Source organism: Neobacillus ginsengisoli (genome assembly GCF_030813055.1).
The window spans coordinates 338,199-351,601 of record NZ_JAUSTW010000002.1 but is presented as its reverse complement, the minus strand read 5'-3'; the positions used below and the strand labels follow the sequence as shown (position 1 = coordinate 351,601).

General features: G+C 36.5%; 14 protein-coding genes. 3 read left to right on the top strand and 11 right to left on the bottom strand.

Annotated features, from left to right (window positions below; translation table 11 throughout):
* Positions 1-15: 15 nt before the first annotated feature.
* From paaA to panB, 9 genes are all read right to left on the bottom strand, one after another.
* A complete protein-coding gene (paaA, locus tag J2S10_RS07185) occupies positions 16-972 on the bottom strand; it encodes a 1,2-phenylacetyl-CoA epoxidase subunit PaaA (RefSeq protein WP_307405917.1) in 957 nt (318 codons plus the stop codon).
* A gap of 94 nt (positions 973-1,066) precedes the next feature.
* Complete coding sequence (locus tag J2S10_RS07180) at positions 1,067-2,392, bottom strand: phenylacetate--CoA ligase family protein (RefSeq protein WP_307405915.1); 1,326 nt, start codon at positions 2,390-2,392, stop codon at positions 1,067-1,069.
* Positions 2,393-3,392: 1,000 nt separating this feature from the next.
* Positions 3,393-3,815, bottom strand: coding sequence for a CBS domain-containing protein (locus J2S10_RS07175; protein ID WP_307405913.1), 423 nt, complete (start codon positions 3,813-3,815; stop codon positions 3,393-3,395).
* Between the two features lie 616 nt (positions 3,816-4,431).
* The gene (locus J2S10_RS07170; RefSeq protein WP_307405910.1) at positions 4,432-4,593 is read right to left on the bottom strand and encodes a GNAT family N-acetyltransferase; all 162 of its coding nucleotides are present in this window, start codon (positions 4,591-4,593) and stop codon (positions 4,432-4,434) included.
* Positions 4,594-4,854: 261 nt separating this feature from the next.
* Positions 4,855-5,232, bottom strand: coding sequence for a hotdog domain-containing protein (locus tag J2S10_RS07165; RefSeq protein ID WP_307405908.1), 378 nt, complete (start codon positions 5,230-5,232; stop codon positions 4,855-4,857).
* Positions 5,233-5,433: 201 nt separating this feature from the next.
* Complete coding sequence (locus tag J2S10_RS07160) at positions 5,434-6,417, bottom strand: MBL fold metallo-hydrolase (protein ID WP_307405905.1); 984 nt, start codon at positions 6,415-6,417, stop codon at positions 5,434-5,436.
* Between the two features lie 55 nt (positions 6,418-6,472).
* On the bottom strand, positions 6,473-7,249 hold the full coding sequence (locus J2S10_RS07155; RefSeq protein WP_307405903.1) for an AraC family transcriptional regulator: 777 nt from the start codon (positions 7,247-7,249) through the stop codon (positions 6,473-6,475).
* Positions 7,250-7,274: 25 nt separating this feature from the next.
* Positions 7,275-7,850 (bottom strand): LysE family translocator, encoded by a 576-nt coding sequence (locus tag J2S10_RS07150; protein ID WP_307405900.1) that lies wholly within the window; start codon positions 7,848-7,850, stop codon positions 7,275-7,277.
* Between the two features lie 305 nt (positions 7,851-8,155).
* Positions 8,156-8,992 (bottom strand): 3-methyl-2-oxobutanoate hydroxymethyltransferase, encoded by an 837-nt coding sequence (gene panB, locus J2S10_RS07145; RefSeq protein WP_307405898.1) that lies wholly within the window; start codon positions 8,990-8,992, stop codon positions 8,156-8,158.
* 246 nt (positions 8,993-9,238) lie between these two features.
* Between panB and J2S10_RS07140 the strand changes: the two genes are divergently transcribed.
* Positions 9,239-9,370: a hypothetical protein gene (locus tag J2S10_RS07140; protein WP_307405896.1), complete on the top strand. Its 132-nt coding sequence runs from the start codon at positions 9,239-9,241 to the stop codon at positions 9,368-9,370.
* Between the two features lie 5 nt (positions 9,371-9,375).
* Here the strand turns inward: J2S10_RS07140 and J2S10_RS07135 are convergent, their stop codons facing one another.
* Entirely contained in the window at positions 9,376-10,026 is a 651-nt protein-coding gene (locus J2S10_RS07135; RefSeq protein ID WP_307405894.1) for a FusB/FusC family EF-G-binding protein, read from the bottom strand.
* Between the two features lie 309 nt (positions 10,027-10,335).
* On the bottom strand, positions 10,336-10,605 hold the full coding sequence (locus J2S10_RS07130; RefSeq protein ID WP_307405892.1) for a CD3324 family protein: 270 nt from the start codon (positions 10,603-10,605) through the stop codon (positions 10,336-10,338).
* Between the two features lie 569 nt (positions 10,606-11,174).
* On the opposite strand from J2S10_RS07130, the gene J2S10_RS07125 reads away from it, so the two are divergent.
* Complete coding sequence (locus J2S10_RS07125) at positions 11,175-12,212, top strand: LLM class flavin-dependent oxidoreductase (protein WP_307406769.1); 1,038 nt, start codon at positions 11,175-11,177, stop codon at positions 12,210-12,212.
* 271 nt (positions 12,213-12,483) lie between these two features.
* On the top strand, positions 12,484-13,140 hold the full coding sequence (locus J2S10_RS07120; RefSeq protein ID WP_307405889.1) for a hypothetical protein: 657 nt from the start codon (positions 12,484-12,486) through the stop codon (positions 13,138-13,140).
* Positions 13,141-13,403 lie beyond the last annotated feature (263 nt).

Sequence of the window (13,403 nt, the reverse complement as noted above, 5' to 3'; positions counted from 1 at the left end):
TAGTCCCCCTTCTCCTCATCTTATCGCTGCACTTAACGCTTCTCTTACCCATGCATTGTTTTCGTAAGATGTTCTGCGAAGGCTTAGGCGGGCTTGAGAGCGCGGACCTTGGTTTTTAATAATTTTTTTGAACTCATTCCAATCAGGCTGCTTATACACCCATTTCTGTAGCTCATCATCATAACGAAGAGTAGGATCCGGGATGGTTAACCCGAGTGATAAGATACGCGGAATATATTTGCTGAAGAAGTCCTGACGAAGTTCTTCATTTGTTTTCGGGCGAATTTTGTACTTAATGGTAACATCTTGTTTAGATGTTCCCATCGTATCGCTGCTTGCAGGACCAAAGAACATTAGCAATGCATCCCACCAACGATTTAATGCATCTTGAATCATCGCTTTTTGCTCTTTTGTTCCTTCAGCCAAGGCCATAATAATCGCTTCTCCGTGCTGAGCATGGAAAACTTCTTCGGCACAAATGCGATGAAGCGCTCTTGCATATGGTCCATAAGAAGCATTTAACATGTTGGTTTGTGTAATAATAGCTGCACCGTCCACAAGCCAGCCAATTAATCCTGCATCACCCCACGTTTTTGTTTCCATATGAAACACATTATGAAACTTAAGATCACCTTTGAATAAATCTTCCATCAAATCTCCTCTGTTTTTCCCGTAAGGCTTTAACAAATCTTCTGCAACACGGAGCAATATTTGACCGTGTCCCATTTCATCCTGCACTTTTGCCATAATACCAAGCTTACGGTGAAGGGATGGAGCTTTCGGTACCCACTCTTTCTCTGGAAGCGCTCCCATTATTTCGCTGATACCATGCATTGAAATTAGCTTAATAAGTGCTGTTCTATATTCTTCGGGCATCCAATCATCGGCTTCAATTTTTTCCCCTGCTTCAATACGTTGCATAAACCGTTCTAACTTTTCTGTCTCGGTTAATGTTTCCGTGAGATTAGACATTGTCTATTCCCTCCCCTTTTATAACACTTTTATAACGATATTATAAAATATTGTTATATATAAAATCAAATATATTCTGAAAAATTTTATTTTATTAAACTGTTGCAAATGTCCCTCTTTCATCTACAATCCGGATCGCTTTCCCTTCGGACCTAGGAATACTTCTCGGAGCCAATACTTTTACCTTCATGCTTACTAGACAGTTATTTTTCATAGAGTGTTGGACTTTTTTCATGATGAAATGTATGTGCTCATGCCTCATGTCACCGTTTACCATCTGATGTACTTCTTCATTTATTTCAACATGCAATTCCACAACATCCATTGATCCTTCACGACGTAGACGAACTTGATAATGCGGTGCAAGCTCTTCGATTTGAATTAAGTAATGCTCAATCTCAGAAGGAAATACGTTTACTCCGCGGATAATGAGCATGTCATCGATACGTCCTTTTACACGTGACATTCTTGCCGTCGTCCTGCCGCATTTACATTCCTCTCTGGTGATAGAAGCAATATCACCTGTGCGATAACGAATGACCGGGAATGCTTCTTTCGTTAAGCTGGTAAACACTAACTCACCTTCTTCACCATCGGCTACAGGTTCAAGCGTTTCAGGATTAATAACTTCCACAATAAAATGATCCTCTGCAATATGCAACCCATCTTGAGCTTCGTGACACTCTATGGATACCCCAGGACCCATGACTTCACTCAACCCATAGATATCACAGGCTTTAATATCAAACTTGTCTTCCAGCACCTTACGCATTTCTTCAGACCAAGGCTCTGCACCGAAAATTCCGAACTTTACAGAGCTGTTTCTCGGATTTTTCCCCATCGCTTCCATTTCTTCAGCTACTTTTAAAATATACGAAGGTGTTCCTGCGATTACAGTTGGCTTAAAGTCTTCAATGACGGTAATTTGCCGGTCAGTATTTCCCCCGGAGATAGGAACAGTTGCCATGCCAAGTCTTTCCCCTCCATAATGAAGACCTAGTCCACCAGTAAATAATCCATAACCGTAAGCATTTTGAAATACGCCGCCGGGCTCTCCGCCTGCAAGAGCAATTGCACGGGCAACCATATCGGCCCAATTATCAATGTCATTCTTCGTATAGCCCACGACAGTCGGTTTTCCACTTGTACCAGAAGAAGCATGGATACGAATTACCTCTTTCATATCAGCTGCAAATAGGTTGAACGGATAGTTGTCACGCAGATCGGTTTTCTTCGTAAATGGCAATTTACGGATGGCTTCTAAAGTTTGAATATCCTCCACTTTTATATCTAGTTCATGGAACTTTTCTTGATAAAAAGGTACTTTAGTGTAAACTCGTTTTAATGTTTCCTTTAAGCGAGCTAATTGCAGCGCTTTCATTTCCTTTCGTGAATACGTTTCAACCTCATGAATTATCATTTCTCCAGCTCCTTTGTTAGATTCACCCCATATAAACGCTTACAAAAATATTTTCGCAGAACCAATTTGTAACTAAATTTTGTTTATAGTGTGATTTTTGTTACATTTTATATTTATAACGTATCACATGTCAAAATAGTTGTAAATATTTTCAGATATTTCATTTATTTTATTTGATTTCTGTGCTTGGACAGATAGCCCAAGACAATTGCTTCAAGTTAAGGAACACTTTAAGCATAAAAGTAATTTTAAATAATCGGTATTACACTGCTGACCTTGTCAAAAGCAGGACAGAAACTATTCCAATTACTTCTTCTAAGTCAGGAAGTTAATGAAGCAGAAAGGGAAGGTTTAATTACTGCAGTTATTGTCTTTTAAGTCTTTATATTTCTTCACCCGAAGAAGAATCCATTAAGGAAACATGGTGAAAGAGTGTTAAAAGATAGCATATTAAAGTGGATAGAAGCAGGGATTAACTTTTAATGTTAAAGATTTAATTAAAGATCAAAAGAAAAAACCTTGAACATTATCAAGGTTCTGTTTTGATGACCTGCGAGGGATTCCAACCCACGACCCCTTCCCTGTCAAGGTCAAGTAATATATAATTTACTGATGCCACAAACGATCTTTTAGGTCTCCCCTATTCAATCATATTTTTAAGAAACTTTTCATTTTACTTTTCTCACAACATCATTTAGTCATGAAACTGGGCAATGATATGGGAGAAAAATGTAATATCACGGCATGGGTAAAGAATACAAACCTGTAATTCCAGTTCTGTTACTTATTAGTGCAAATTCAGTATCAAACCTTAAATTCATGCATTTGTTCAAAAGTAGACACTTTATTCTTCAAGAATTATGGTCTTTGTTGAATCGTTAGGGATTTTAGCATTTCAATAACCGTATTTCTCATTCAGACATAAAAAATTATCCCTCCAGTATAAACAATTATGGGCTTTTAACCAACGTCTACACAAGAGGGATAATATCAAGGCTTATTAGTGAAGTTGTTCAGAAATATGACTTAATGCTTCTCCTGCTTCGTTAACATGAATGTTTACTGTTGCAAGATCACCAATAGCACAAATTCCTAGCATTTCCCCATTTTCAACAACAGGAATACGTCGAATTTGATGTTCGGACATTATACGAGCACATTCATGTACATCTGTATCAGGCGCGCATGTGATGACATCCCTTGTCATACTATCATGGCAATGAACGGACTTACAATCCTTTTCTTCAGCTACACAATTTATTACAATATCACGATCCGTAATCATACCAACAACTTTTTTACCTTCACACACAGGAACAGACCCGCAGTTAATATCACGCATGATTTTAGCTGCTGCTGTCACAGGTTCATGTGGTGAACACACCTTAACATCTTTTGTCATAATATCGCGTAAAGTAGTCATTTTTTCTTCCTCCTCTTGATTAATTAGCCTTAGTATTTTGCCTTTTTTTTTCGTTATTATTAAAATTTTTTATATGCTTGAATAAGAAAAAACAATCTTCAAATTAAAGACATTTTCAAAAATAACGATTTAAAAGGTACTAATAAAGCAAGTCCAAAATTGAAAGAGGGATTCTGAAGTGGAATTAAATTATAAACGTGCTCAGCATTTAAAAGGTATAATGATACGCTTTCGAAATAAAAATGGTGAATTGGACGTAGGTAAAGTCGTAAATATAAAAAAAGATTGCTCTGGAAATTGTAGAATTAGGATCTCACGACTCAAATGATGGTTATGGATTTGTTTTTGTGAACCAAGGCTAAAAGGCTGTACAAAAGATTATTTCGGTACTGGATTGGGGTTAGCTGTTGTCAAGAGATTTGTGGAATTTCACAGGGATTGGACTCATGTTACCAGTGAAAATAATATAACTACATTTGTTGTTACTTTACCTAACAAAATAAAGGGCAAAAAATGACTCAAGAAAAAAATCTTGGGTCATTTTTATTATTTGTCTTGCAATTAGAAGAATCAAATGGAATACATTTATAGATGAATTGGAGTTATTTAACAATAATTATGCCTCTAAAGCTTGTTCAATTCGATAATCCCCCCAAGATTGATATTTGGCTACTTCTGGATTAGATCGATAAGCTAAAAATGGATTAATATCTTCTATTTGAAATTTTCGTAAAAGTAATCGTTTAGTCTCTATATTTTTAAAATCATTGTGATGCATTATTTTCTCCTCTATTTACTAATTTCTTCATTATTCGGACACTTCTAGGGTAATTTATCAAATTACTATATGATTTTTACATTAAAATAATCTTAACACTTTTAAACTAATGCACCAGTACCGAAGCCTTTTCCTACTTCTACACCATCTATAGAGTAACCTACAAAAGCAGATTGTTGAATATGGAAAATGTGAAAAAGCTACAAAAATGGCACCTCAGCTATTTTACTAAGGCACCTAGTTAAAGAAAGTATAAAGAATTTAAAGTATCACACCTGAAAAATCCCCTTTTAATACTTCTTTTTCATTATGATTTATACATAAAAAGGATGCAATAATAGCTGTTCTATTATTTTCTTGCCTTTCGTATTTTTCAATTTTAACTTCACAAATTATTGTATCCCCGGTAAACACAGGCCTTAAAAACTCGAAATTCATAGTACGAGCCAGTACGTTATGATCTCCACCTACTTTTGTTGGTAGAGTTGCCGTTAATAACCCTTGAACTACAAGTCTTCCCTGTTCATCTGGGGTTATATGATGAATCCCTTCATCACCTGAAATCTCTGTAAATAATTCAACATCTCTTACTGTAAAAGTCCGTTCAAACGTAATGATATCTCCTACCTTTAATGACATATACATCTCCCCCTGACGGTTTTATACTGTATGGTTAATACCCGCGGACAAAACGCGAATTTAATATCTTAATAACTAACAACGTCGTTGAAGTATTGTTTTGGTAATTTGTTTTCTGTTAAGCTTTTGGATATACGATATCCATCTGAGGAACGGAAGATAAAAACGCTGTTTAGAATGGCCAAAAATGTTCGTTTTTCCCTATGTGAGAAAATCCTGAGGTTTCCAATCTTTCGGCTTTATGTTCTTATTCATCCATTTCTTTTGTGGTGCTTGGTATGGGGTGGTGGCGATTAAATGATTATTGTGCCAGCTTGCTGCTCCGGAACGAATCATTTCATCGAGCAGGATTTGAATAAATTCTTCTGGCTGAAGCTGGAAAGAGTAGCGAGCAAAATCTTGGAACCAACCACACTTTAGTAGGTAGTTATCGATTTCTTCTTTTGCCAATCCGTTTTTAATGATTAATGTGAATGAAAAAATCCTCTTGCAGGCATGCCATGAAACTTTTTCCGGCATCCTGAGCCACTTTTCAAACCGTTCCCTTGCTGCATCAATGGCAGCCGGAGGATTCTCCATTTGAGGTCCATGTCCTGAATATGCCTGCCCGATCCGGAGCGTGGATAACCGTTCCAAACTTTCTATAGATCGTTGGATAGATGTAACACCCTCCCGAAAGATATTTAACCAACCTATATCATTTTTGTGAAAGAGATCCCCGCAAATTAATATCTCTTCTTCAGGTTCATATAAAGAAATATGCCCTAACGTATGTCCCGGTGTGTACAAGACTTTCAAGGTTCTACTTCCTGTATTAATCTCATCGTTATCTGAGAGCTTTGTATCGACTCGATAAGGTTCTACAGGCTGATCTAACCATTCTGCACTACAGGATTCAGGGTCACAAGAATTAATTAAATCGGCTTCCCATTTATGAGCAGCAATCGTAACACCATAATTTTTTTGAAGATGAAAATTGCCTCCTACATGGTCACTATGATAGTGCGTGTTCACAATAAGGTGTAATTCTTCTGGTGAAACGCCTTCTTCTTTAATTAATTGCTCTGTATCTTTCGCATCACTCCCAAAACCAGTATCAATAAGGACCGGGAGCTGATCCTTAATAAGGATCATGTTTGCACTTGGAAATTTTCTTTCAAAGAAAATAATACTGGATTTTTCCAAAAGCTATTCCTCCTTAAATTCATGGCTAACCAATTATGATCGAACAAACTCCACCTCAATTTAAATGTGACATATATTCAAATGCTGTTGTTCCATAAACGCTTTTAAAGTGTTTATTTAAATGGGATAAATCAACAAAACCACATTCAGCTACTACTGAATAAATATCTCCATTTTTTTCTATTAACTGCTTTGCACGTTCTATCTTGCAGTTAAGAAAGTATTGGTATGGTGAAATTCCAGTATGAGCTTTGAATAATCTGATAAACTGAAATTTCGATAAATCAAGCTCTTTACATATCTCGTCAAGTTTAAGTACATTTTCTAAGTTAGTATGAAGCATATCCTTTGCTTTTCTAATTAGAGCGTTATCTTTTTTATAGTCTGTAGAAAGATTAGTTTGAATAAGGCTATCTGTGAGGGATAAGAGTAATTCACTGCACAAAGCCTCATCTTTTTCGCTTAATATTGCATTAGAAAGACTTAATATTCTCTGTTCAAGTCTATAATCATACACAATAGGGGTTGAAAAACGTACTATATCCTTTTTCTCAATAACCTCTAAAAGCAATTGTGGCTCAATATATAGCATAACATAATCAAGTCCTGCCTCATCATGTGCCATTCCATCATGTGCCTGTTCTGGATTAAAAAGCATAACACCCTTTGGATATGATAATTGTAAACTTCCATCCAAGTTATAATGTTGAATACCACGCAATGTTACACCTATGGCATACTCCTTGTGAGAGTGCTTTTTATACGCAAAATCAGAAATGCTTGCTGACAGCGCAGTAATACCTGCCGATTTTTTATAGATAAATTTATCCATTAAATTCACCTCTTATTTAGCTTACCTACATCCATATCTCTATTGCAGCATAAGCTAAAAATAATGCCATCATTACATTAACAGCCTTTTTATGCTTCTGTAAAAACTCCTTGAAGATTGTACCGAAAAGAACCCATGTAATAAATGCTAAAAATCCAATAAGAGTAATAGCTATAACACTTAATGTCACCGTAGGCATTGCGATATAGTGGGGCATAATAAAGCTAGGAATTACAGTCATTGTAAATAGTACCACCTTTGGATTTAAAAACTGCATAAGGAATCCTGACTTAAAGGTACCAGATTGGTTTACAGTTGGTTTTGATGTATCCATTTTGTAAATTTGATAAGCGAGATAGAACATATAAAAACTTCCGATTATCTGCATAACAATTAAAATTTTTGGTATTATCGTCATAAGGATAGTATTCAACAGCGTAGAAATAACAAGTAATAAACCAAAAGCAATCGTTGCTCCATACGTATATTCCATTGCCTTTTTCGCCCCAAAATTATGCACTGTGGATAATATGGCGATATTAGTAGGTCCTGGTGTAAAAGTAATAATAATACAGTAGATTAAAAAAGATGTAATATTCATGAGGAAAACTCCTTTCAAGGTAATCTCATAGAATTATACATCTTAAAATTAAACGGCATATAGTATATTATTGCAGGATTATTCTATAAAGTTAACTCTACAAATTTTGGGTGCTGATACGTCAAAACCCTGATTTCCTTACGCTAAGCAGGAAACCAGGGTCTTTTTACGTCCGTAGTGCACGAAGTGAAGGAGAAGCTGATGCTGTCCCTTCCCGGATAGAGTGTGCCAACAGGAGCACAACGTCATAATTCTCCTGAATGACTTTTATGTGAATCCTGCCTTTTAGCAAGTTGTAATTACCTTCATTGCTTGCCTCCATAAAGTCCTTTCAGTTCCTCTTCCTTCATCGTAAAAGAATGTTTCTCTTCAGGAAAACGTTTATTCTTCACATCAGCAGTATAAGCTTGAATTGATTCCAATATAAACGGATTCACGGAATGGTATTGTTTGACAAACTTAGGGACCCGCTCAACACCATAGCCTAAAATATCATGATAGACGAGAACCTGGGCATCCACATCTAATCCAGCACCGATTCCAATCACCGGAATCGATAGGGCTTTGGTTACTTCTTCTGCAAGTTGTCTTGGAACACATTCCAAAAGAAGCGCAAATGCCCCTGCCGCTTCACATTGCTTAGCATCTTCCAGCAATTTTTTAGCGGCTGACGTATCTTTTCCCTGCACCTTATATCCGCCTAAAACTCCGACGGATTGCGGTGTCAGCCCAAGGTGGGAGCAGACAGGAATTCCTGCCCTTGTCAGGGCGGCGATATGTTCGATGACTTCATCGGCACCTTCCAGCTTCACAGCATGGGCACCGGCTTCTTGAATTAATCTCCCAGCATTGATTATTGTATCTCCAAAAGATAAATGATAGGTTAAAAACGGCATATCCGTAATGATAAATGTATCCTTTGCTCCTCGTTTAACAGCTTTCGTGTGATGAATCATGTCTTCGAGTGTAACTGGGATTGTTGAATCGTAACCCAGAACCACCATTCCAAGCGAATCCCCAACCAAAATGACGTCAACGCCCCCCTGTTCTGCAAGTTTTGCAGAAGGATAGTCATAGGCTGTTAACATGACAATCTTTTCATTGCTTTGCTTCATTTTCAAGAAATCTGTAGTTTGTTTCATCATATTCCCTCCTTTAATTAGGTGAGAGGTTAAACAATTCGAAGAGCAAATAAAAAGATCCTTCTGAAGGCAGAGGATCTAAAATACTCTTTTACATGTTCCATCCCTCTGTCCCGGTCCGGCAATCGGATCTAGGCAGAAACCTTTTAATTTGTGTAAGTTACTATCAAGGTGCAGTTCCAGAGATACTGCCCAAGCAAATTATACATCTTAAAATCAAATGGCATATAGTATATTATTGCAGGATTGTTTTATTCTCTGATCATTTTTTTGTTTCAATATTTGGGATATGACAGCCTTTTTAATATTGAACAATTCATTTACCATATTTGTTATACACTCATTGACATGATGGGTGGTATTTTAGGCACCATGTGAAGTTTTTACATTCCTAGTGAGTCTTTTAGAAAAGTTGCTAAATATTCGACATTGGTTATTTTGTTATTGCATTCGCTGCTATCGGCGCAAATAAGATTGCCGATGGCCTTGTAATAATCCGGGTTTTTAGATTTTTTCTCTTTTGTTACAGTGGAAAAATAGGCAACCTCGCCAAAACAATTACAAAAGGAACAAATATTATATTTACTAGTCGGTGTAAATTTACATTCAATGCCAACCATTTTTCCATCCAGCTCATACACAATAAATTTTTTATTCGATCTTAGATCGTTCCAGCTTAAATAAGTCAGCTGGCTATGGTCTATTTTTGATAAATCAGGCAGCTTTAATTTTTTATTCTTCGGAAACATTTTTTTCAGTTGCTGCTCGGTGATTTTTGGAAAGGGCTGCAAAAAGGCCGAAAGATGCTGGATATATTGATCATACTCGTCATCTATTTTCAGTCTGGAAAGATCCAGCATTTTTTGTTGATCCAATGATGCATTCGGAATGAGGTCCAAGATTTTGGCATTGGCTAAGTCGATCACAGCAGCCAAAACGGTTGGGGGTACATTCTTTTTGGTACTGTCCTTAATCAAAGCAATCTGTTTTTTTATAAAATTCAACTGTTCATTTTTAATAAATTTTTCTGTCATCACGTTTCTCCTATTATTTTGCTGACGTCTCTTTACACTTATTTTAAAAAATGCAGCAAGCTTCTAAAATGGAGAAGATGACTTAGAAACGTTTTTTACATAAGGCTCTTTTCGTAAACTTTGTTGCTATTAATATAAAATAAACGAACAAAACAAAGTTTCCGGATATAAAGTTTAAAAAATGACGAAAAGATGCCACGATACCTTAATTCGTACGGGTTAGACATATCGTACGAAAAACCACAATCTTTGCGAAAACTACCTTACATAAAAAAGCACTGATGAAGGATTTTCACCAGTGCTGTTCACCTACTTTTTATGTGAATAGACAATTTTTTTAATGGTTTCGGTTGAGAGGAAATATTCCTTAGCAAGTTGCTGGATATTGCTGCCACTAATAAAAGAATTTCTAATTGCGGCATTACGGCGATCAAGTAGCCGTCTCCCGCCACTTGAAGTTCCCCATTTGCAATACTCCGTTTCCTGCTTAGGAATGTAAAGGGTTTCCCCTTGGATATACTTTTGGATTTCCACGATTAGCTTTTCCGGTAAAACTTTGTTTGCATTAATATATTTCAATTTTGCCCGCCCCTTATTTTGATTTTGAAATAAATAAGGTGCAAAGCCAAAATATTAGAAAAGCTTGTTCAGCGATAAAATTAAATGTTTCGCCCCATGCAAAGTATCGCCTTTCCAATACTAGGCTTTGCATGAGTGGAAGAAGTACCAGACAATCTTATGTGATTCTCCATCTGTAAGCACCCCCTTTAATTTGTAATTATAGCGAAATTTACTACTCAATTGAATCGTTTTAGCCTTGTTTTTTAATGATATTTTTCCGACAGACTTCACTTGTTTTAGGAATGGCCTGCCCACACGTAATGTTATTTCTTTTTAACTCCTCGTTACTTGAAGAAAAAAAGGGAATACCATTGTTCCAGTAACGCACTCCGATTATTTAAATGCATATATTTACAAATCAAAAAACGTCCAGAAGGTGCAATAAAAGGGGGAATTTGTATTTTTTAATTTTTTGAAGCATTACCCAATGATTAATTCCTTTTTTCAAAAGATTGAATAGTATTAAGTAAAAGGTATTTTACACCATTATGGAGGAGAGGAACTTGAAGGCTGCCAGTCATATTGGTATGGAAATTGGAATTTATTCATTAGCGGATTTATACCCTAATCCACATACAGGGAAAACCATTAGTGCAAAGCAGCGAATAGAAGAAATAATCAAGGCTGCAAAAATGGCGGATGAAGCAGGGCTGGATGTATTTGGCGTGGGAGAACATCACCGTTTAGATTACGCAGTGTCCGCACCGCCAGTCGTCTTGTCAGCCATTTCACAAGTCACAAAGCGAATTAAGCTGACCAGTGCTACAACCGTATTAAACACCGTAGACCCTGTTCGTTTATTCGAGGAATTTGCAACACTTGATCTTATATCAAATGGACGGGCTGAAATCATTGCGGGGCGTGGGGCTTTTTTAGACTCATTCCCACTTTTCGGATATGATCTAGAGAATTATGACGAATTGTTTGAAGAACACATTGAGCTTTTTCTAAAGCTAAATGCGAAGGAATTGGTTACCTGGAATGGTCGTTATCGTTCATCATTGAAGGATGCAGAAATTGCACCGCGTCCTGTTCAACAAGAAATCCCGGTATGGGTAGGTGTTGGAGGGACTCTGGAAAGTGCAGAACGAGCGGGTAGATTAGGTACTGGATTAACATTAGTAATACTTGGCGGTGATCCAAATCTTTATGAGCCGCTTGTTAACCGATACCGGGAATCAGCTGTTCAAACCGGTCATGCTCTGGAAAATTTGAAGGTTGGAGTTACCGGACACGCTTATATTTCAAAAACGAATCAGCAGGCAATAGAAGAATTTTACCCGTATCATTCAAATTATTGGCACCACCTTAATCGTAGACATGGGGTAAATACGACTTTTTCAAGAGCTGATTTTGAACTGATGTCCGGAAAAGAAACAGCCCTTTTTGTTGGAAGCTCACAGCAGATCATCGAAAAAATCATGCGTCAATACGAGTTGTTTGGTCACCAGCGGTTTATTGCGCAAATGGACATAGGTGGTATGCCCTTTAAAAAAGTTGCCGAAAACATTGAGCGATTGGCGACAGAAGTAGCACCTGTTATACGAAAAGAAACAAGGAAATGAGTGTTACAACAAAAATAAATCAAATATGAGGCTGCCCGAGATGAAGAATAAGCTATATGGACAGCCTCATTTTAGGATTTAGAACTAAAGTGAAACTATGATACGATAAATCCCTCGGTTATTTACATAAATAATCAAACGAAATTAAAATTTGAATTTATGCAAAATTATTAGTTTTTGTTTTTTAAAGTCCTAATTTTAGAAATCAGATTGTAATGTCCAATCTCACTTAATCCTTTCCCATAGACTAATTAAAAAAGGAGATGAGAAAGTGAAGAAATATAAAGGAAATTTACGCACAGATTCATCAAGAAATTCTAAAAATGAACTTTTAAAGGAAGAAAAAGTATATCAATCATCGGGACACCAAGAATGTATTGAGCGTGCCTATCGTATTCCCATATTTTTAAGTACGACAACTCATTTAAATGACAAACAACAACAGTTTCAAAACCGTCTAATTTTAGAGATCGAGAATGCTTTGCTTTTTCCACGTACATTACCTTTAAGCGAAAGTTATCCCGAAATCATTTTAACTGATATTCGTCGATTAGTTTCATCAAGCTATGGAATGTTGGCAGTGAACTTTCGTCGTTTTTTCGTTGAAATAGTTAACACCAATGTAGGCCAACCCCCATCAACTACTCCGTTCTGGGAAGGGTCAGTTTATTCACAAGTAGAACCTTCAATGGCTTTTCAATTTGGTCTACCCTTATTATTAGTAAGGGAAGATAATACTGACGAAAATAATGGAATTTGGGCAGGAGGAATTGCCCCTCTCAACACATTTATAATTTGGGATTCTGAAAATCAAACTGTTGATGAATTCTTTAGCACTATTGAATGGAGAGAAGCCTTTGCAAATTGGAGTGCAGAGGTAAGAAATGCTTATTATATTCAGACAGAGCCTAAGTTCAAGTTCAGATAGATCTGAACGGTAAACTTGTACTTTAACATCAAATCGAATATTTTTAATAAGTCGAAAATATACAAGATTTTATTCACCTTTATATATTTCCGGCTTTTTTAGCTGACTTATTATATATACAACAAACATTTCCTTTATCCTCTAAAAACGGAACTTGTTTGTAGAACATTCGAAATACATTAACTGCTTTCACATACATTTTCTTTAATCAACTAAACTCCCCTTTAGCCATCCATGCAGCACAAAAGTGCTGCACCACAGAG

Excerpts from the sequence above, each read along its gene's own strand:
- J2S10_RS07150 (WP_307405900.1), bottom strand. The coding sequence starts at position 7,850 with ATGAATATTACATCTTTTTTAATCTACTGTATTATTATTACTTTTACA.
- J2S10_RS07175 (WP_307405913.1), bottom strand. The coding sequence starts at position 3,815 with ATGACTACTTTACGCGATATTATGACAAAAGATGTTAAGGTGTGTTCA.
- J2S10_RS07135 (WP_307405894.1), bottom strand. The coding sequence starts at position 10,026 with ATGACAGAAAAATTTATTAAAAATGAACAGTTGAATTTTATAAAAAAA.
- J2S10_RS07180 (WP_307405915.1), bottom strand. The coding sequence starts at position 2,392 with ATGATAATTCATGAGGTTGAAACGTATTCACGAAAGGAAATGAAAGCG.
- J2S10_RS07155 (WP_307405903.1), bottom strand. The coding sequence starts at position 7,249 with ATGGATAAATTTATCTATAAAAAATCGGCAGGTATTACTGCGCTGTCA.
- paaA (WP_307405917.1), bottom strand. The coding sequence starts at position 972 with ATGTCTAATCTCACGGAAACATTAACCGAGACAGAAAAGTTAGAACGG.
- J2S10_RS07165 (WP_307405908.1), bottom strand. The coding sequence starts at position 5,232 with ATGTCATTAAAGGTAGGAGATATCATTACGTTTGAACGGACTTTTACA.
- J2S10_RS07125 (WP_307406769.1), top strand. The coding sequence starts at position 11,175 with ATGGAAATTGGAATTTATTCATTAGCGGATTTATACCCTAATCCACAT.
- panB (WP_307405898.1), bottom strand. The coding sequence starts at position 8,992 with ATGAAACAAACTACAGATTTCTTGAAAATGAAGCAAAGCAATGAAAAG.
- J2S10_RS07170 (WP_307405910.1), bottom strand. The coding sequence starts at position 4,593 with ATGCATCACAATGATTTTAAAAATATAGAGACTAAACGATTACTTTTA.